This window comes from Pseudomonas sp. SC11 (assembly GCF_047039205.1).
GTDB lineage: Bacteria > Pseudomonadota > Gammaproteobacteria > Pseudomonadales > Pseudomonadaceae > Aquipseudomonas > Aquipseudomonas boreofloridensis.
In genome coordinates, this window is the sequence record NZ_CP178183.1 from 243280 (window position 1) to 263797 (window position 20518).

General features: G+C 56.5%; 15 protein-coding genes and 1 pseudogene. 8 read left to right on the top strand and 8 right to left on the bottom strand.

Features of this window, described 5'->3' with window-relative positions:
* The first annotated feature begins 5 nt into the window (after window positions 1-5).
* Both ACK2SD_RS01110 and ACK2SD_RS01115 read left to right on the top strand, forming a co-directional pair.
* Window positions 6-2420 carry a S8 family peptidase gene (locus ACK2SD_RS01110; protein WP_412461138.1) on the top strand — a complete coding sequence of 805 codons (2415 nt, stop codon included), beginning with the start codon at window positions 6-8 and terminating at the stop codon, window positions 2418-2420.
* A 237-nt stretch (window positions 2421-2657) separates the two neighbouring features.
* Window positions 2658-2966, top strand: a complete 309-nt coding sequence (locus ACK2SD_RS01115) for a DUF3892 domain-containing protein (protein WP_412461139.1) — start codon at window positions 2658-2660, stop codon at window positions 2964-2966.
* A 134-nt stretch (window positions 2967-3100) separates the two neighbouring features.
* On the opposite strand, the gene ACK2SD_RS01120 is transcribed toward ACK2SD_RS01115, so the two are convergent.
* The 3 genes from ACK2SD_RS01120 to ACK2SD_RS01130 form a co-directional block, all read right to left on the bottom strand.
* Window positions 3101-3904, bottom strand: a complete 804-nt coding sequence (locus tag ACK2SD_RS01120) for a hypothetical protein (RefSeq protein ID WP_412461140.1) — start codon at window positions 3902-3904, stop codon at window positions 3101-3103.
* Between the two features lie 126 nt (window positions 3905-4030).
* Entirely contained in the window at window positions 4031-4264 is a 234-nt protein-coding gene (locus ACK2SD_RS01125) for a hypothetical protein (protein WP_412461141.1), read from the bottom strand.
* Between the two features lie 459 nt (window positions 4265-4723).
* Entirely contained in the window at window positions 4724-5077 is a 354-nt protein-coding gene (locus ACK2SD_RS01130) for a hypothetical protein (protein ID WP_412461142.1), read from the bottom strand.
* 407 nt (window positions 5078-5484) lie between these two features.
* On the opposite strand from ACK2SD_RS01130, the gene ACK2SD_RS01135 reads away from it, so the two are divergent.
* The 3 genes from ACK2SD_RS01135 to ACK2SD_RS01145 all read left to right on the top strand — a co-directional run bounded on the left by ACK2SD_RS01135 (window position 5485) and on the right by ACK2SD_RS01145 (window position 8907).
* Entirely contained in the window at window positions 5485-7041 is a 1557-nt protein-coding gene (locus tag ACK2SD_RS01135; RefSeq protein WP_412461143.1) for an AAA family ATPase, read from the top strand.
* Window positions 7042-7123: 82 nt separating this feature from the next.
* The gene (locus ACK2SD_RS01140) at window positions 7124-7879 is read left to right on the top strand and encodes an HNH endonuclease (protein WP_412461144.1); all 756 of its coding nucleotides are present in this window, start codon (window positions 7124-7126) and stop codon (window positions 7877-7879) included.
* 278 nt (window positions 7880-8157) lie between these two features.
* A complete protein-coding gene (locus ACK2SD_RS01145; protein ID WP_412461145.1) occupies window positions 8158-8907 on the top strand; it encodes an HNH endonuclease in 750 nt (249 codons plus the stop codon).
* Between the two features lie 210 nt (window positions 8908-9117).
* Here ACK2SD_RS01145 and ACK2SD_RS01150 read toward each other — a convergent pair whose 3' ends face one another.
* Both ACK2SD_RS01150 and ACK2SD_RS01155 read right to left on the bottom strand, forming a co-directional pair.
* Window positions 9118-10104: a potassium channel family protein gene (locus ACK2SD_RS01150; RefSeq protein WP_412461146.1), complete on the bottom strand. Its 987-nt coding sequence runs from the start codon at window positions 10102-10104 to the stop codon at window positions 9118-9120.
* 573 nt (window positions 10105-10677) lie between these two features.
* Window positions 10678-11976, bottom strand: a complete 1299-nt coding sequence (locus tag ACK2SD_RS01155) for an RES family NAD+ phosphorylase (protein WP_412461147.1) — start codon at window positions 11974-11976, stop codon at window positions 10678-10680.
* Between the two features lie 176 nt (window positions 11977-12152).
* On the opposite strand from ACK2SD_RS01155, the gene ACK2SD_RS01160 reads away from it, so the two are divergent.
* On the top strand, window positions 12153-13487 hold the full coding sequence (locus ACK2SD_RS01160) for a hypothetical protein (RefSeq protein WP_412461148.1): 1335 nt from the start codon (window positions 12153-12155) through the stop codon (window positions 13485-13487).
* A 353-nt stretch (window positions 13488-13840) separates the two neighbouring features.
* Here ACK2SD_RS01160 and ACK2SD_RS01165 read toward each other — a convergent pair.
* Window positions 13841-14692 (bottom strand): annotated as a pseudogene (locus ACK2SD_RS01165) (YifB family Mg chelatase-like AAA ATPase); the annotation flags it as partial.
* 552 nt (window positions 14693-15244) lie between these two features.
* On the opposite strand from ACK2SD_RS01165, the gene ACK2SD_RS01170 reads away from it, so the two are divergent.
* Together ACK2SD_RS01170 and ACK2SD_RS01175 are read left to right on the top strand one after the other, a co-directional pair.
* Window positions 15245-15928: a zeta toxin family protein gene (locus ACK2SD_RS01170; RefSeq protein WP_412462369.1), complete on the top strand. Its 684-nt coding sequence runs from the start codon at window positions 15245-15247 to the stop codon at window positions 15926-15928.
* Window positions 15929-16014: 86 nt separating this feature from the next.
* Window positions 16015-16761: an SDR family oxidoreductase gene (locus ACK2SD_RS01175; RefSeq protein WP_412461149.1), complete on the top strand. Its 747-nt coding sequence runs from the start codon at window positions 16015-16017 to the stop codon at window positions 16759-16761.
* Between the two features lie 131 nt (window positions 16762-16892).
* Here ACK2SD_RS01175 and ACK2SD_RS01180 read toward each other — a convergent pair whose 3' ends face one another.
* Window positions 16893-17678 (bottom strand): hypothetical protein, encoded by a 786-nt coding sequence (locus ACK2SD_RS01180; protein WP_412462370.1) that lies wholly within the window; start codon window positions 17676-17678, stop codon window positions 16893-16895.
* A gap of 80 nt (window positions 17679-17758) precedes the next feature.
* Window positions 17759-20470: a magnesium-translocating P-type ATPase gene (gene mgtA / locus ACK2SD_RS01185; protein ID WP_412461150.1), complete on the bottom strand. Its 2712-nt coding sequence runs from the start codon at window positions 20468-20470 to the stop codon at window positions 17759-17761.
* Between the last annotated feature and the right edge of the window lie 48 nt (window positions 20471-20518).

Here is a 20518-nt window from a genome sequence, read left to right on the forward strand (position 1 = left end):
ATGAATTGGCCACTTACAAGCACCTCAGCTTCGAGCGCGAGAACCTGGACAACCGCCGGCGGACGAAAAATCCGCCTAAGTTCACCAAGCGTGATGACCTGCGCGGTCATGGGCAGAAGCTCAATGGTTACTTCGCAACAGCGGCAGGTCTCGCAGCGAAGCAGCACAAGTCTGCGGAGAATTCCCCGTTTGTGTTCAAGCTGCAGTACGACGGGGCCATGACCTTCGAGAATCTCCAGAAGCATGGATTGGAGTTCATCAGTCAGGAAGGCAAGCAGGTTTGCGTGGTGTTCGCGACTGAAGCGGGCTTGGCCATTTTCCAAGACCACCTAAGCAGGCTGGGCGTGCTCGGACAGAGTGTCAGCTACAAGCAGATCCTTGAGGCCATTGAGGTTATTGATGCGTGGTCTGCCGAGGACCGAAAGAGCTGGGCCTTGCGCAACATTGGCCTGCCAGATGACGAAACGTTCAAGCTGGATGTAGAGCTGTGGCCGCATCATGTAGCCAATCACCCTGCACGTATTCGCCTTTGCGCAGCATTTGAGAAGTGGCTGGGTGAGGTCGACATTAAGACTATCCACAAGCTAAATTTCGACAGCCTGGTGATGTACCGCGTCGAGGTAAACAATGCTCACGCGGAGATGTTGCTGGAGCATAGTGACGTGCGCTTGGTCGACCTAATTCCTCAGACCGGTATTTCCTATCCCCAGCTGAACCGCGACATTGTCGACATTCCAGCGAACATCCCGCGGCCTCCTGAAGATGCGGCGCGTGTTTGCATCCTCGACAGCGGAATCAATACCAACCACCCACTGCTCCGTTCGGCCATAGCGGAAAGCGAATCGTTCGTTGCTGATCAGGACGCCTTCGACGAGGCCGGCCATGGCACCGCCGTGGCCGGCATTGCACTTTATGGTGATGTGGAAGCATGCGATCGAAGCAACTTCTGGCATCCCCAGTTCTGGCTGTACAACGGCAAGGTCATGCGCAAGTGCCCAGACACCAGCAATGCTGTGTATGACGAGCACACGGTAGAGGCGACGTTGACAGAGGCGGTGGAGCACTTCGTAGATCTGGGGTGCCGGATCTTCAATTTGTCGTTGGGGAACAGTAATGCCCCCTACGACGGAACACACATCCGGGGCCTGGCCTATATCCTTGATGTGCTCGCTCGCAAACACAACGTGCTATTCGTCGTTTCAACCGGCAATTTCACCGGTTCTGAGGAGCCGCCGGTGCCCTTGAACAGCTGGCGGGAGGAGTACCCCGAATATCTCTTGCACGAGCGCAGCGTGATCATTGACCCTGCACCTGCGTTGAATGTGCTCACCGTGGGCAGCATTTCCCGACATGACGCCACTTTCGATAGTCAGCGACATCCTGAAATCCACCAGCTGTCGCCCGCATCGGAGAACCAGCCTTCGCCGTTCACCCGGCATGGCCCATCAGTAAAAGGCGCTTTGAAGCCCGAGCTGGTGGCCCATGGCGGTAACCTGGCGTGTCCGGTGCATTACAAGGATCAGCAGTGGAAGACCGACATGCGCGGTCTGGGCGTGCTGACCATGAACCATCAGTTCCAAGGCAATACGCTGTTCAAGGAAATCAGTGGTACTAGCTTCTCTGCTCCTTATATCACTCACCTGGCAGGCCGGCTGCTAAACGAATACCCAGAGGCTTCAGCCAATCTTCTTCGAGCAATGCTTGTGAACCATGCCTCGCTGTCGAGTGAGGTGGAAAGCACCTTCTCTGACGAGATGCGGAAGGGATACAAAACCAACAAGGCCACCTACAACCGTGAGATTTCTCGTGATGTCGGCGGATACGGACAGGTGAGTGAGAGCGACTTGTTCAGATCCTCGGATCAGTGCGTGGTGTTGATGTGTGAAGAAAGTATTGAAAAGGACTCGTGTCAATTCTTTGAGCTGCCGCTTCCGGCTACCTACCTCCGTAAGACCAGGGGGCTAAGGGAATTGAGCGTCACTCTGGCCTATTCGCCAGCTGTGCGAACTACACGTCTGGATTACCTAGCAACTCAGATCAGTTTCCGTCTGGTCAAGGGGGCTTCACTGGATGAGGTGGAGGCCTACTTCAACAAGGACAAGCAAGACGAGAATGAAACCCGTAGGGATGATGCCGAGCAGAACCGAGATATCTCCGCTCAGTTGAGAAGCCGCGGCACCGTGCAATCGTCCAGATGGACCTTCAAGCAGCGCAACCCTACGGAGAAATGGTTTGTCGTCGTGATCCGTCAGGATCGAGAGTGGAACCATCAGGACGTTCTAGACAAAGAGCCCTATGCGCTTGTGGTGACGGTAGCTGACCGCGACAACGAGCAAGCTCAGCTGTACACCGAAATCCAAGCCCAGCTCGAGTTGCAGCTTCAGGCACGGGAAGAAGCGCGTCAGCGGGCGGCATTGTAGGCACTCTGCGGCTCAACGAATAATTATTAAAGCTTGCCCTGCACTGACCTCGGCGCTTGAACTATCTGGTATCGGGATCTTCAGTTCGACCATTCGGCGCCCCGTTGGGGGACGGTGTGGGGCTACTCGTTCGGCGAGTCGCCACATAAGCTCGGGGTTGGTCGCATTAATTTCGATTTTCACATATATTTCGAAAACATATATCTGCTTTAGTTACTTATCATGGAGGTTGAGATCGTGGCGTATCCAGACTATTACGTTTCTGCTGTCAATTATAATAGTGACAATACTCATATTTCAAAGCTGAGGGTGCATGCCGTCAATCAGGAGAATGGCAACTTCAATGTCGGGAAGTTTGAGGACTTGACCCGTCCCCAGGTGATCGAGTTAATTCGCAAGAAGAAAACCTTTACCACCATCGTCAAGAAAGATAATAAATGGAGCTTGGGGGCCAATCTCGAGATTATTTCAGTTACTACTGATTACCTGAAAACAAAGAACGACAGCTCGACCAAGGACAATCTTGAGAACCTGCCGACTATCTAGCTGCTTCATGTTGCTTTTGGTCATCAGGGCTGAGTGCCTTGATGACCTCTGTCGATCGCCACCCTTTACCCTATGGTAGAAACTGAGGTGCGAAGACCACCGTACGGTATTGACCTCCAACGGTGCTCGACTTATTACCCTGCGGGCTGATGCAATATTCCTAATTGGAATTCATTGCGACCACCGCATTTGTTACACACCCAATGCACACCTTGAGAGAATTCTCGAGGGTAAATAGGCTTTGGGTGACCGCAGCCAGGATTTGGACACGGTATTTCTTCTGTGCGAGCATCCACTTCGAATCTACCGTCCAGTGTGCGTCTGATGGCGTAGCTAGCCATACACCTAAAGCAATCAGCTATTACTTCAACCTTGTCGCGGGGTATTCTCTTGCGAATACGTGCGTTGCACTCGCCGCAGTCAAAGCTGGAGAATATTCCAAGCGTGCTGTTGAAAACTTGAGAAGCTAGGACCTTATCGAGGTCTCTCGAAACTTCCTCACACCGCTTGCGTACTGTCTCAGGGGGGGGGATTGATCCTGAAAGAGTTTGCTTTATTGAGGGTACATGCAAAAAACTACCCAGCGCGTCGTAGTGCCGCCTGATCGCCTTAATATTAAATACAACTTCTTTCCCCAAATTGTGCATTACCTCAGGTTTTTCCCCTGGGGACGATTCAATTCCAAAGCTGATTGTACTGTCTGAATCTGCAGTCGGATCAATCTCCAAAAGAACGGCCATAACCTTCTTGGGCTGCCAGGTCTCATACTCTTTGGGTGGGAACTCGCTTTTGTAGGCAGAAGCTCTGTCGTAAGTGACGGCTTCGATCGCCATGCGGAGCTCAAGGGCGGCATATTTCAAACGATGATCTTCGTTGCTGGCGAGTTCAGACTGCGCCGACGCCAGCGCGATCCTTGCCCTAGATCTGTAGGTGCTCATGGAGACTCTCCCTTCAAGACACGCTCGCAGCTTCCAACGCTGCCATTAATTTCCGCTCAGTGTAGCCGGTATGAAGTCAACTGAAGCACCGTACGGTTTGCTGGAGCCATACTGTTTGGACCTCGGTCATTCTGCCGGCGCAGGAGTCAGTGCTTGCAGGCCTACGAAAAGCTCCTTGTACCCACGCAGGAAATACTTGTTCGGCTGCTTCTTCTTCGCATCTTCAGAATGCTCGCACGACAAGTTAGCCAGCAAGCCGCAGTTGATGAAAAACGCGTTCGCCCTTGGAATACGCTTTTCAGGTACACCTGTCTTTTGTAAGCGGACGCTCAATACACCTTGACGAGCTTTTCGTGTCATTCGGTTCCGATGGCAGCCTGCTTCCCTTATGCTGCTCGACTCACATGAGGATGACTGAAAAGGTGTCGCGGTATGGCAGCAAACAAATCTTGTCCTGTGGTTCTCCGAGCCCGCGAACTACTGAGGTGGGGGTGTTTCCGACTTGTGTGGGCCCAGACGCATGAGTCATTTCTGACATATCTAGCGTTGGAACGATGTGGTAATTCCACCTAATTAGGCTGCGAGCTGTAGCGAGAGAGGATCTTCGCCCTTCAGGGTTGTGGCCCAAGCACCTGGAGCGAGCAGCCTTGGGATGGCCCTAGAACAAAACCGCGCTGATTGCCGGGGTTTTTGATTAGCAAATTGATCAAAAATGGTTGCTCAAATTCTATCAATTTGTGATTATGGGTCTGCACCTAGGTGTGAACCATAGGGTGGTTACAGGGATCCAAATGAGGATTGCACCCCGCTTCTGATAAATCAGATGGCACAATGCCAGGTAACAGTGTCCTGCCCTGCCGTAATGTGCGCAAAACGGCAGCTGAGAATCCCGCTTCGAGCGGGATTCGCCGTTTCTGGGCTTTTCATTTTTTTAGCCGTGGTCGATTCCGTACTTCCTTGGGGCATTGGCCCTTCGGCTTCTGCTGCGTGTCCTTGGCAACCTTGAAGAGACTCAGCCCCTTTTTTGATTGGCGTATCCGGTGAGCCCTCACCGGTGCGTGCAAAATACGCATCGGTAACGTGGATGCGTAGCATCCGGTGTTCGCGGAAGAATGCCGAGCACACCTTGTATGGATCGAGCAGGCCAGTGGCACTGTTGAGCACCGTAAGCATGAAAACCGCTCGGCCTCGGTATGATAAATCGTCGCTGCATCCGGTTTTCGAGGATGCCCCTGAGCTGTTTTGACGCTTCGTAGCGTTTCAGGCAGACCATTTGCGTATGCCGGCCATCAGCGTAGAAATAGGGGATGTTATGGCCGCTTTCATCTTTCGTGAAGCAGTGCAGGCCAGGTGGTGCAGTATGCACGCTGTGAGGGCGTGTCATGGACTCCTGATACACCCCCGAGGAACCCGCTCAAATGACTGGCCGACGTCCGCACGGACGGAACTACAGGATAACTTTACCAACAGTAGGTAATTAAGGCCAAAGCAGCTGTTCATGACCGGCAGCTGCTGGGGCGCTCGCGAGCCTCAGTCAGGTGCGCTAGAGTCATGTTGAGAACACAAACAACCTAGGGAGAGTGGCCATTTTCTTCACTGTACTCGACGGTAACGAGCGGATGCCAGGCGACGCCAAGCGCAAGGCTTTCCTCTACATTGATAAGTGGGACGACTGGGGCAAATACAGGACGCAGTTCTTTCTTCAGGTCGCCGACGAGAAAGGCCAAGTCCATGAAATCGGCTCAGTGAAGATCGGTCGCAAGGGCCTGATGCCGTCCCAAAAAGTCTCTAAAGATCATCGCGCGCCGTCCTTGCCCTCGACCTTTAAAACGCTGTCCGAGGAATACTTTTCGCTCGGACAGAGCGAGAGTTACTACGAGTCACTGAACGAACTGAGCGATGCACTCCGGAAGCTCGTGCTAGTCGGACTGCGCGACTGCGCCGCCGACCTCAATATCTTCGAGGCTTATCGCGATGAAATGGTGATGCGTGAGTCTCTTCTGCGCGGCGTTCATGATTCGAAAGTCACTGGCCGACTCAACCGCTTAAGCCGCGGCGATGCCAAACTCACCGAATTTCAGTTCACATATTGCTTTCCCAAGGTTGGTCGCACACCGTCTGCGTCGATGACCTTCAAGGTCACCCCCGATTCTCAGCCGCCGACGAACGTTCACGTTCTCATTGGCCGTAACGGCGTAGGCAAGACACGAAGCATGCGGCAGTTGACCCTTGCTCTTCTTGGCCGCGAGGGTGATGACGGAGCTTCCGCTGGCTCGATTAAGATGCTGGCAGAGGATACAGGCGGCGTAGTGGCCTTTGCCGGGCTGGTACTTGTTTCATTCAGTGCCTTTGACGACTTCGAATTGAAGCCGCCAGAAGCAGGAGATTCCATGATCTGCAGGCAAGTCGGCCTCAGGCATGTCGAATCCTCCGACCACAGTTCGACAACGAAGAGTTTCGCTGAACTGGGAAAGGACTTCGCGAATAGCCTGGCTCGGTGTCAGTCAGGCGTACTGGCGGAGCGCTGGCGCAAGGCTGTGAAAACGCTCGAAGAAGACGATCTCTTCGCGGAGGCGGATGTCACTTCCCTGTTCGACGACGAAAGTGATGTGAGCCTCAAGGTCCGCGCACGCAGGTTGTTTAAGAAGCTCAGTTCAGGTCATGCCATTGTCCTGCTGACCGTAACCCGGCTGATCGAGCTGGTCGATGAACGAACGTTGGTGCTTCTCGATGAACCCGAAGGGCACCTGCATCCGCCGCTGCTTGCCTCCTTTGTGCGCTGCTTGTCGGATCTGCTCATCAGCCGGAACGGCGTGGCTATTGTGGCAACACACTCGCCGGTGGTCCTGCAGGAAGTGCCTCGGTCCTGCGCATGGAAGCTAAGGCGAAGCGGAAGGAGGTCCATTGTTGAGCGTCCGACTGTTGAGACGTTCGGCGAGAACATCGGTGTCTTGACCCGAGAGGTCTTCGGCTTGCAGGTCACACAGTCTGGCTTTCACAAATTGCTGCGGGATGCCGTGTCGGACAACTACTCCTACCAGCGGGTTCTAAAGAGGTTCGGCGGACAGTTGGGTGATGAGGCCAAAGCAATCGTTCAGGGACTCATAGTGGAGCGCGATGGGGGCAACGATGCGTAGTTTGCCGAAACCAGGCACTACAGGAGCCGAAGCGCTGGAGCTGTGTGCGTCCAGCATCAGAGATGGTGACCTGAGGAACCGGATGCGCCTCGCCGTGGCCAGCGTAGAAGCAGCCGAAGCGGTATATGCAAAGAACGGTGAAGGTGCGACGCTGTATGCCATAGTAAGGGCGGCGACTGTAGGCGGACACGTCGCAGGCAAAGAGATGGAGCGTATATACAACGGTACTTTCGTCAAGAGTAGTAAGACGCGCAGCGCATACGCGTCTCTTAAGAAAGCGTGTGTAAACGACATCTGCCCATTGTGCGGCCAAGGCACAGTCCATCAGCTCGATCACTATCTACCGATCACAAGTTATCCAACCTTTGGCGTGACCGCAATGAACCTGGTCCCCGCCTGCAGCGACTGCAACAAGTACAAGCTCGCGCATGTGCCGATGACCGCCGCTGAGCAGACTATCCATCCATACTTCGACGAGGTAGACGATGAGAGATGGCTGTTCGGTGAGGTTGTGCAAGGCACGCCTGCAGCAGTGCGATTCTCTGTCATCCCCCCAGCATCATGGGATGCAGTAAAAGTAGAGCGCATGAGGACACACTTCAAAATTTATAGATTGGGCGCGCTCTACGCAACACATGCTGCAGTGGAAATTGGCAACTTGCGCTATGGCTTCAGGAGGATGGCCGAAACCGCAGGCTTCGAACAACGAGTCAGGCAAAACTTGCGCGAGCGGGCTGAGAGCTGCGCCGATGTCTATGAAAACTCGTGGCAAAGAGCGACTTTTGACGCGCTCGCGGACTCCGACTGGTTTTGCTCTGGAGGATTCGACAAGACGTAGACATTCCTGATCGAAGGTCATGGACCTTCGACGGCTTCCCTCGATGGCCCAAGTTCCGCTTTTATCGACCTCCTGCAGAAGCTTGTGCGCCTACCGCCGTACCGCGCTTAGGGATAGTCTGTTGAAATGGCCGCGCGGCATGATACCCAAGCTCTCTCGGCGACCGAGCTTTGACGAGTACGCGGTTTGGACAGAAACCAACCGATGATAGTCTTCACCTGCGACTGCACATTAAGGTACAGCGTGTGCGGTACAACAACCATTAAGGAGTTCGAAGCATGGCACTCGACGGCCAGGGGCTGATTCTGCTGACTTATCTTGTTGACAAGCTGCCTCAGATAGCGCCTGGTAGGCCGCAGGGCTATGTGGGCTACAAGCAGATTCATGAGGATCTGGGGCTCGCGCTCGAGGGCAGAACCTACGGTGAGAGCTTGCAAGTCCAGGGCCTAAACAGTCTTGCAGAGTGGACGGCTGATTTGTCATTGCCCGCCATTACAGGGTTGATCATCGATCGCGACCCTCAGAAGATGCGTCCTGGTCCTGGCTACTTCACGTTGTTTGGTCAGAGAGACGAAGACTATCCTTGGTGGGAAAGCGAAATCAGGAAGGCGAAGGGCTTCGATTGGGCGCCATTCATCGCGAATAAACCATTGCCCGTCTCGCCGCCGGCAAATGACTTATCAGAACCACCAGACCGTGTGGAAACTACGATGAGCCGCATTATCCGCGATAGTCTGCTCTCCCGACGTATCAAACAGATGAACGATTACAAGTGCCAGCTATGCCGGCACTCCATCAAACTTCCGAACGGATTGGGTTATGCAGAGGCGCACCATCTTCAACCGCTCGGTTCCCCGCATGACGGACCCGACATCGAAGGGAACGTAATCTGCCTTTGTCCGAACTGCCATGTCGAACTCGACTACGGTATCCGTAGCCTGCGTATGGAAGACATCACCATCGTCGCTGGTCACGTGATCGACGAACGGTTCATCAAATATCACAACGTAAAGTGCGTCGGACAGTAGATCGACGCGCCATCCCCCTTGACGACGCGCTTCTGTGAGCGGGTTCGAAGTCAGTACGCCAGGTACCATTGATCCGCGCGGAGTGAAGTTCTGCATATTTGACGCCAAACTATTCGACGAAATTTTCAGTCGTGCTTTATAGTTAATTTCTCCATATCCATTGATTGCTCTAAAATCCCCGTAATGAATCGGTGAGTTAAAAGGCTATATTTAGTAGGGTGAGGGGTGTAAGCCGGCGCCTACTCGCGGGCGGATATCGTTACGCAATATAATATTCATTGTTATCGGATTTTCTGGATCCCGCTGATCAATTTCTTTGACTATTTTTAACAGTGTATCAATGTAGCTCAATATAGTATTTAAATTAGACCTGTCGACATCTGCACTCTGGGTAGGGTAATCATCAGGGTACACCTTGGCTTGGCCTTGTGAAACTGCATGCTGATGAAGTTGTTTGTACATTTCTGGAATTTTATAATAACCATGTCGGCTCAGGTTTGTGAGGGTAACAAGAGTCGGCACTGGTAATGCGTGCGCAAAAATCACTAAATACTTATCAAGATTTGTTAGGAAGTTATTGTTTTTCCGAATGAAAACCTCGTACATCGGTTCTGAATAGTTAACGTAATCGTAACGCTTGTAGTAAATCATCTTGTTTATTTGTTCGGAGAATTCGTTATTCAAGAAATCCTTTGGGTTGACTTTATAACTGGGCTTATCAATGAGGGCTGTATATTTGTATAGTTCGGCCAATATGTGCAGGCTTTCTTCCATGATTGGGCGGAGCAGTATCAGGGCCTTTGAAACTTGCTCTTCCTTTAAAGTTTTTTCAAGCGCCTGCATCTCCTCGTCTTTTTCCTGACTCATGCGATGAGACAATGCATTTAGGAAAAAGCCGATCAGTGCAACACCGATTAACACCTGTAGAGATACCAGTAGCGGCATAAATGGATGAGTTAATTTTGGAGCAATATCTCCATACCCAAGCGTAGTTGCGGTTATCACGCTGAAGTACATGGCTATACCCAGATCTGGCGCCTGTGTTAGACTATCTGGTACAAACCGATACACGAAGCCGAAGGCAAAAATATTCACAAAATATAGAACACCAAATATAAAGGGTTTTTGACGTGCAAAAACCCGTGTCAAATGCGAGCTAAGCTCTAGATCTAGATTTTTCTTAAGACTGTTTTTCAAAATCCTCTCCACTTTCTATGCGCAGCGTAATTGGTCGCTCACTAATTCGTTAAGCCAGATATCTAGAGCCAAGAATATTGGAAGTCGGCCATTTAATCTACAGCGCTGTGGCACCTCCCTCGATCTCAAGAACCGAGTGCTCTGAATAGCTTTATCGATTTTGGAATTTTATTCAGTTAGATTGACGGAGTTTAGCTAGTCTGGTAGCTGTGACTCCTGGTGTTTCAGTAAGCTACTATCGCGAGAGAAATCACATGGGCGAATATTTTTATCGGCCAGCTGAGGATCTTCGTGCCATCGTAGGGGAGTTAAAAATGCAAGCCTCAGCGATCTTTATCCTTTTTGCTGGCTGCTATATTCAATAGCAGCCATTTTGCGTGATTAGTGTCATAGCCCCTGTCTTGCATGAGCTTGCGGCATCGTTCACGATGCCTGCACCAGCTGATTGGAACCTTTAACCGTCAAGCAATGGTGGGGCATGTGAAATCTCGCTGGCTGTCTGGGTGAGGCAGTCGGCCAAAAAGTCGCTTATAAGGCCTGATCGCAACACCGATGCCTCTGCCGAGAAACCTCTTAGTCCAGATTCAGCCGCTTTCGTGTCTCATCGCTCATGAAGATATCGTAGATATGGTGGTACTCGCGGGCTTTGGTCTCAATCGCGGTGACCTTGTGGTACCGAATTGAGCCGTGCACAACAATTACCTTGGTAGGCGGCTTAAACGGGTTGTCCAATTCGACCTCGACCACAACAGGGGGCACTTCGTCGCCAAGTCTTTCCGCGTCGGCCTCCGGCGGTGGTACATAGGCGAGGCGGCTGGCCTCAGGGAACAAGACTACATTAGTACCTGTCTCACCCGTTTGCACGGATGGGAAGACCAGACCGTCGACCTGCTTGCCAAAGCGCAGCCGTAGGTACTCGAATACCACCTGGGTCGACAGATAGCTAAGTTCATCATTGCGAGCCTTTGGCCTGGACATCTTTTTGACAAGCGAGCCCAAGAATATCTTACGGTGTAGCGCCTCACGAAATCCAACGTCCAGAAGCGACAGGTCCGGAGGTTCAACCTTGTCCAGAGCCGTTAGGTCAAGGAGCTTCAGTTCGGCGACTGGAGTCAGCGCCGTGCTTACCACATGATCCCCAGTGATGGAGCGGATTTCGCTCAGACATGTTTCCCGCTCCAGCGCGCAATACAGAGCGGAGATACCGTTCGGTGTCATCCTTTGACTGCTCGCTAGGAATCTCGGAGTAGGGCCGAATTGGCCAGCAGGATCATGAGTTATCTTCTCCGCCTCGCTGAAGGATTTAGCAAGACGCGCACGGTACATAAATTCGCCATTGGCGATAGTCCGGATAGCTTCAGACTTAAGGCCTTCGTTATCGGCGACCAGCAAAGAGAAAATTGAGTCTAGGAATTCTCCGGCTTTTGCGTTGAAGAAGCGGTGCGTGTATTGCACACCCTCAACGAACTGATCCCAAGGGCGTTCGTAGCGGTTCACTTCCATTGCGTCGTCGTCGCCATAAAAGTGCGTAGTGTCGCCGGCGTCATCCAGATTGAATTCATCTGGAACACTGCTACACAAATCGTCGAAATATGGTTCGTTACCCAGGTCGAACCATTCCGAGAGAACAATATCTATTTCTGCAATGGGGAAAAGCTCAACTCTGGCCCCATACAACATGCTGAGCTCGTAGTCCGAGAGATCCTCCTTGCGCGCAATGTTTTCGCGAACCCGTGCATAGATATATTCAAATAGAATCCGGGGCTCAATTACTTTCCCATGGTGGTGGCAATACTTACAGCTCGCTTCCTGTCCGTGCGCACCGAACAACTTCTTGAGAGGCTCCGGAGTGACGCATTCAATGCAGATCATTGCTTCTTCCTGAAGGTTGTTTTTTCATGGGAATGCTGGAACCATCGGCATCTAAATAGCAGAACTGGTGGCTCCCGTGTAGCCCCAAAAGCGGCAGCTGATTGCACTGGACCATTGAGGTAATCTCCACCAGGGACCATTTGAGCAGATACATTCCTAGGAGGGCCGATCCACTCATGTCCGCAGATAAAGCGCTTGTCGCTGCCCTTCAAGCATTGTGGGATATCCGGCCACCCGGCCCACAGAATCTCTGGAGCAGCCGTGAGTTCGTCGCACTGAAGGAGTTGCTCACTAATCGCTACCTCAATGGAAAATCCACCTTTGGGCTGGAGAGCTCCATCGGCAATGCGCTTAGGTCGCTGGGGCTGCCATGCAGCACCCCTCATTTGCCCAATCGGCCCAAGCCAGATATGGCTAAGGTTGCTGCCGCGCTGGCTCACGAGTTACAGCGCACCACCATTAGGCGGCGTTATCTCTGCCCGCTCGATATGGCCGATGAACTCCCATCCTTCCAGTTTGGCGATGCTAAGATGGGCAGATTCACTGCTGCCGAACTTGAGACTTTGTTCGATGCCCCCCGTTTGGAGCGCTGCTATCCCTCCACACGGCTGGATACCCAGCGCCTGTCCCAGTTCCATTGGATGGTCGTAGAGGAAGACATCTCGGTTCGAGGCGAATCGGGCAACCGCCAGTTTTCCTGGCTGGACTCTCCATTCGGAAAGGATCTGGGTGAGATTGTTCCCCATAGCGGGCGCTTCCCCGCAGCGGTAGAGCGCGCGCTGTTCTTCCTACTGCTGGCACCATGGGAAGACTGGGCTCAGATGACCGAAGTGGACTGGCGAGGTTTCCGGCTCCCTTGGATATACATTGTTGACGATGACCTGTGCGAGTTCCCGTCTCCGCCGCCACTCCCGGAGAGGTTGTCGTGGGAACCTTGCTGGCACCAGGTGGACCACGATGAGTGGGAGGAGCACGAATGTCCGATCTCGCTGAAAATCTGGGAAGACGCCGAGGGTGTGCGGCAGGCACTGGACGCGAGATGGGCACTGCTGCAGGCGACCAGAATCCAGCTGTCAGAGTTGTTCTCAACTCCCGTAGAGCACTTCTTGGTCCGTGCGTTTCTTTCCGATGGCATCGATGAGGTGATGGCGCACCTCATCATGATTGAGGCCGCATTTGGTTCCGAGGCAGACCATAGACGCAAGCTACGGCTGAAAGGCGATAGTAACGACGAATCGCCAACTCGGAGAGTTGCGGCTCGACTGAGTGCCGCCATAGACAAGCCGGGCGCAGCGAAGGAGTATCTAGATCTTTACGACATGCGATGTACCTACGTTCACGGGCGGCCGGAAGGTCGTATCATCTCTACCCACCAGCGGGTCTTGGCACGTCGCCTTGCATGCCAAGCGGCAAACGCACTGGTTGGCCTAGCGCAAACACAACAGGTCCGTGAAATTGTCCTGCTCGACTTGCTCAATCGCGGGGTGGCATATCTCCCACCCAAGCCATGACCATGTGGCTAACTCAAGCGCAGCCTCATGAAGGTAGGCGGCGTGTGGCGACTGTCCGCATTGCGTTGTTGATTGCGGCCGGTCAAGCTCGCTCAGTGTATTGAGTAAGTCTGATGAAAACGACTGATAAGTACCAATGCAAATGCGGTGATCAAGTCCTTGCCATCACATATTGGCTACCACGCAGTCTCAATTCGGGCCAGTAATGACCCCGGACACCCCAAATACAAAACAGCATCAGGCTGTTAATTGATCATCGAGGCCGGCCAGGAGGGTCTTACGGTACACCGGGCCAAGCTGCCCAGCCTGCGTCAGTCGCATCTATTTCGAAAAAATCGCATTTATTTCGAAAGCCTACAGCCTCCGCCCACCAGCGCCGGGCCGGACGCCGAGTGGTGCGGATGGCGAAAGGGTCTTTGCGGCCAGCAGTCCAGCGGCGCCTTGCCGCTGACCGACTGGATCGCCGCGACCTCGAGCGCCTCGTGCTCGTCCAGGGGCGGCAGCAAGCCGGGCAGGCGACTGGCCAGAAGTGTCTTGCCGGTGCCGGGCGGGCCGGTGAACAGCAGGTTGTGCGCTCCGGCGGCCGCCACCAACAGGGCGCGCTTGGCAGCGACCTGCCCCTGCACTTCGCTGAGGTCGGGATAGGGCCGCGTGCGCAGGGTCAGCCCGTTGGCCGCATAGGTCGGCAGCGGCACCTGGCCGTTGAGGTGCGCGACCAGTTCCTGCAGATGCCCGACGGCATACACCACCAGACCGCCCGCCAGGCTCGCTTCCTCGGCGTTCTCACGCGGCACCACCAGTGCCCGCCCGGCTTCGCGCGCGGCCAGCGCCGCCGGCAACACGCCCTGGACCGGCCGCAGCGCCCCTGAAAGCGCCAACTCGCCCAGGCATTCGAAGTCGGCCAGAGTGGCTACCGGCACCTGCCCGTTGGCGGCGAGAATGCCCAGGGCGATGGCCAGGTCGTAGCGCCCGCCGTCCTTGGGCAGATCGGCCGGGGCAAGACTCTGGGTGATGCGCCGCGCGGGATACTCCAGCCCGGAATTGACGATGGCGCTGCGCACCCGGTCCTTGCTTTCCTTGACCGTGGCCTCGGGCAGGCCCACCAGCGTGAGGTTGGGCAGGCCGTTGGCCAGATGGGTTTCGACGCTGACCGCCGGCGCCAGCACCCCGACCTGGGCGCGGCTGTAGACGAGGGCGAGGGACATGGACACTCCTTGATCGCTGGGGACGCCGCGTCCTGCGGCTGGGGGCAAGGATAGTGGTGGGATTGGGTGTGGGCAGGGAAAGAGTGAGACGGGGTTTTGCGACAAGCGAGCCATGAGCCATGCTTGCGCCGGGGTACCTGCATGATTGCCGAGAGCTTTCGCGATCGACCGGTGTGATGCTTTAGAAAGAAGCGCGAGGTGGCTAGAATGAGCGAGTCTCTGTCCATTTCCCCTCAGGAGAAAGGTATGTCGAGTACAAGGCGCCTTACCGAAAAGGAGATTCAACATCTCGAAGGTGAGATTCCTGCAGTCGCAACAGGTGCAACGCGTATGGCCTTCTTGCGAGCGCTCGCGGCCGGACATACCGTCATGACGGTGCAGGGCAGCTATCTCGTTGAGTCCAAGGCCGATGGATCCGAGACGGTCGTCGGTAATTCCAGGCCTCGCCGCAAAGTGAGTGTCGGTCAGGCCATCCAGGTCCACCGAGTAGGTTCAAGTGCTAACGCCTAGCTACGCGTCTTTGCGGGGCCGAATGGTTCGGGCAAGAGCACCATCAAAGAGCAAGTTCCGGCCAATCTGATCGATACCTACGTGAACGCAGACGAGATCGAAAAGGCCGCGAAGGCAGACGGTTTTGTCGATCTCAGTCCATTCAAAGTTAAGGCGACCGCCGATCACGTTCGAGCCTTCTTTGCCACCCACGACTTGATCTTGAAAGAGCGTCTTGAAGGTCAGGCTGCATTGTTCGACATGGACGGCCCGCGCATCGACGTTCGCCGCCTCGACTTCAATTCGTATCACGCCTCGGTAATTGCTGATTTCATCCGGCAGAAACTCGTGGAGGAACGTGTGAGCTTCACGTTCGAGACGGTGATGTCGTCGCAAGACAAGGTCGCCTTCATGCGCCGTGCGCAGGAACTGGGTTATCGCACCTACCTCTACTTCGTGGCCACTGACGACCCAAGCATCAACATAAACCGCGTGGCTAACCGTGTAGACGATGGTGGACACAACGTCCCGGCTGACAAGATCGTTCAGCGTTTCCACCGGTCACTCAAGCTACTGCCGGAGGCAGTTGCAGCGTCCAACCGTGCTTACATCTTCGATAACTCGGGTGAGCACTCTGTCTGGTTGGCCGAGATCACCGACGGCACCAGCCTTGAATACAAGGTTGAAGACCAGCCTGATTGGTTCATGCAGGCCTACGTAGATAAGGTCACGAGCGACGCGAGCTAATGGTAGCTGGATGTTGCGCCACCGCCAGCCTTCTTGACCTACAGTGACAGCATCCTCGATTTTCTCTTCCGGATAAGGATGTCGACATGAATGGCTTGGCAGTGGTGACGGGCGGCAGCCGCGGGATCGGTGCGGCGATCGCCCGGCAGCTCGGGCAACAAGGGTACGAGGTCTGCCTGACCTACGAGCAGAACAACGAAGCGGCACAGCAGGTGGTGGATGCGATTGGCGCGGCGGGTGGTCGTGCCTGGAGTTTCCCGTTGAACCTCGCCTCGCCGGAGGCCGTGATGGCGTTGTTCGACGCCGTGGACCGACGCGGCACGCCGCTGTCGTTGCTGGTCAACAATGCGGGCATCACCGAAGGCTTTTCCAGACTTGAGGCGCTGTCCTACGAACGGCTGGAACAGGTCTTCCAGGTCAACGTCTTCGGTGCCTTCCTGTGCGCCCGCGAGGCGGTGCGGCGCATGGGGTATTCCCATGGCGGCGCGGGCGGGGTCATCGTCAACGTGTCATCGCGTGCCGCCGAGTTGGGTGGGGCGGGCGAGTGGATTCACTACGCGGCGAGCAAAGGGGCTATCGATAGCCTGACCCGTGGCCTGGCCAAGGAGGTCGCCGGCGACGGGATCCGGGTCAATGCGGTCGCTCCGGGGTTGATCGAGACCGAGTTGCACGCGGCGGCCGGCAAGCCCGAGCGGCTGGCCGAGATGTCCAGTGGCGTGCCAGCCGGTCGCGCCGGTTTACCCCAGGAAGTGGCCGATTGCGTGTGCTGGCTGGCCTCGGAGGCAGCCAGCTATGTCACAGGGACCATCGTGCCGGTGGCCGGGGGCCGCTAAAAGTGGCCAGTACCCGCCAGCCCCTGCCGGCGGGCAACCGGTTCAGTCCAGTGGCTTGCGCATCAGGATGTCGATGGCAAAAGCACCGAGCACCCCACCGGATACCCACCGGTGCAGGCAGAGCACGTAGCTCATGCCTTGGGCTCCATGATGAAGTGCACCGCCTGCACCAATTCATCGCCGATGCGCACGGCATCCTCGCGTGAGCTGCCGGTGGCCAGCACATAGCCCGACACGCAGTCGGCGACCGTATCCAGGGCCGGTATCGTGTCGCCTTCGTGTTTCTGAATGACCACCGCCTGTTGCGCTTCGCCCAGCTCGAACAGGAAGGGCAGGAACACGCGTGGGGTCTCGCCGGGGCGGGTGTGACGGACATCGACATCGGGTTTGAGGTCGAGCTCGACCTTGCGCACCGTGCCCGGCGTCGGCACGAAGAACTGGATCGCAGCGCCGGCTTTGGGCTGGGGCGATTGCAGTGGCAGTTCGTCGATGCCCAGCGGCACGGTCAGCAACATCCGGTTCAGGTCCAGGCCGAATGCGCGGCGCACCAGTTCCGGGGCCCCGGAACCGGCCAGACGTGCGTGCGACTCCAGCACCCGTGGGCCTTTGTCGGTGAGCACGAACTCGCTGTGCGACGGACCTTCGGCAGGCTTGAGCACCGACCGGCCGTGCTCGGCCACGAAGTCGATGGCGTCCTGCGCGCAGGTCACATGACGGTAGGCGACCGGGCTGAGGTCATGCTCGGCCAGCAGCTTGCGCATGGCGACCTTGTCCTTGAGCAGGTGGGCCGTCTTGTACGACACGCCGGTGAGCTGGAAATGATCGACGACCTTGCCGGTCGACTCGCCCGCCACTTCGGTGGTGGTGATGATGCGAACGGGTGGTATAGGCCAGATAAGACAAAAACCACCGAGCACGCTCAAGGAACTGGGATCAATGAGGTGCCGGGCGGCTTTCAATAGTGCATTACCGCGCTTCAAGGGGTTTCAGGCAGCACCTAGAACCACTGGCCGAACCGGCGGATGTACAAAGTCTTCATGCCCTGAGCCACCACGCAGTAGCCCAGCAGCGTGGCGGCCAGCCAAGGGAAGTATTCCCACGGCAGCGGTACGAGTCCCACCATCGCGCCCACCGGCGAGAACGGCAGGTAGATGCCCAAGGCCATCACTGCACCGGTGGCCAGTAGCACCGGTAGCGCTGCGGTGCTCTGGAAGAACGGCACCTTGCGGGTGCGCAGCATGTGCACCACCAGCGTTTGCGACAGCAGGCCCTCGATGAACCAGCCGGACTGGAACAGCGCCTGCATTTCGACGCTATTGGCGGCAAACACGTACCACATCAGGGCGAAGGTGGTGATGTCGAAGATCGACGAGGTCGGCCCTATCCACAGCATGAAGCGGCCGATGTTGCCGGCATCCCACTTGCGTGGCTGGCGCAGGAACTCCTTGTCCATGCGGTCCCACGGCAGCGCCAACTGGGAAAAGTCGTACATCAGGTTCTGCAGCAGCAGATGAATCGCCAGCATCGGCAGGAACGGGATGAAGGCGCTGGCCACCAGCACCGAGAACACGTTGCCGAAGTTGGAGCTGGCGGTCATGCACAGGTACTTCATGATGTTGCCGAAGGTTTCGCGGCCTTGTACCACGCCTTCCTCGAGCACCATCAGGCTTTTCTCCAGAAGGATGATGTCGGCCGACTCCTTGGCGATATCGGTGCCGCTGTCCACCGAAATCCCCACATCGGCGTCACGCAGGGCCGGGGCATCGTTGATGCCGTCACCCAGGAAACCGACGGTGTGACCGTTGGCCTGCAGGGCCTTGAGCACCCGTGATTTCTGCAGCGGGGTGAGCTTGGCGAACACGGTGCGGGCTTCGACCTGGATGGCCAGGGTGGTGTCGTCCATGCGTTCGATGTCGCGACCCAACAGTGGCAGGCCGGGATCGAGGCCCACTTCACGGCAGACTTTGCAGGTGACCACCGGGTTGTCGCCGGTCAGCACTTTGACCTGCACGCCCTTGTCACGCAGCGCGGCGATGGCGGGGCCGGCGGTTTCCTTGGGGGGATCGAGGAAGGTGAGGAAACCCTGGATCACCAGGTCGCACTCGTCGTCGGTGTGGTACTGCGCCTTTTCTTCGGTAGGGGGAATGTGCCGGGTGGCGACCACCAGCACGCGGAAGCCATCGCGGTTGAACGCGTCGGCGCTGTCGAGCAGGCGCTGGCGGCGCAGAGGATCGAGTGCCACCACGTCATCGCCTTCCTGGACATGGGTGGCGATGGCGAGCATTTCTTCGACCGCGCCCTTGCTCACCATCAGGTGCTGGCCCAGGACGTTCTTCACCACCACCGACAGGCGCCGGCGAATGAAGTCGAACGGCAACTCATCGACCTTGGTATAGCTGCGCGGCGCCTCGAAGGCGTGGTCCTGGCCGGCGAAATGCAACACCGCCTGGTCCATCAGGTTGCGGATACCGCTCTGGTGGTAGCTGTTGAGCCAGGCCAGCTCCAGCACACGACGGTCGCGTTGACCGTCGAGGCGTACGTGGTGTTCGAGAATGATGCGGTCCTGGGTGAGGGTACCGGTCTTGTCGGTGCACAGCACATCCATGGAGCCGAAGTTCTGGATGGCGTTCAGGCGCTTGACCACCACTTTGCGTCGGGCCATGGCGACCGCGCCCTTGGCCAGGTTGGCGCTGACGATCATCGGTAGCATTTCCGGGGTGAGCCCCACCGCCACGGCCAGGGCGAAGAGGAAGGCATCGCCCCAATCACCCTTGACCAGGCCGTTGATCATGAACACCACCGGCACCATCACCAGCATGAAGCGGATCAGCAGTGCGCTGACGCTGTTCACCCCGCGATCGAAGGCGGTCTGGGTGCGCGACCCGGCGATGGCCTTGGCCAGGGAGCCGAAATAGGTACGCTTGCCCGTGGCCAGCACCACCGCACGGGCCCGGCCGCTGACCACGTTGGTGCCCATGAAGCAGATGTTCGACAGCTCCAGCGGGCTGTCGGCGTCGCCGGCGTCTTCGGCCGATTTCTGCGCGACGTGGCCGAGGGTGTCGTACTTCTCCACCGGCAGCGCTTCGCCGGTCAGCACCGCCTGGCTGATGAACAAGTCACGCGATTCGAGCAGGCGCACGTCGGCGGGGATCATGTCGCCCGCCGAGAGCTGTACCAGATCGCCGACCACCAATTCGTTCATGGGCACTTCACGCAGGGCCGGTGCTTGGCCGAAGCGTTCGCGGCGCAGCACCGTGGCGGTGGTGCGGACCATCGCCTTGAGCGCATCGGCGGCCTTGTTCGAGCGGTACTCCTGCCAGAAGCGCAGCAGGCTGCTGACGCTGACCATGGTCATGATGATGATGACCTTGGTCAGGTCGGCGTCGTCCCCTTCGCCGGCACGGATCGGCAGCCAGTAGTCGGTGACGAAGCTGATCGCGGCGAGGGTCAGCAGGACATAGATGAAGGGGTTGTTCAGGGCCTTGAGCAGTTGCACCACGGCGGGTGCCTGACGGTCCTGGGCCACTTGGTTGGCACCGTCGCGCTGCAGGCGCTTGGCGGCTTCCTGCTCGGTCAGGCCCAACTCGCTGGTGTCGAGGTTGGCCAACGTCACGGCCAGTCCATGGTGCGCCTCACGGGCGGCCTGGGTGGACAGGCGGGTTTCGCGCTCGGCCTTGGCCGACGGGGTATTACGGTATTTGGCGGTCATGTTGCTGTGCTCCTGCCGCTGCGGCGGCACGCCACACAGACGTTTCAC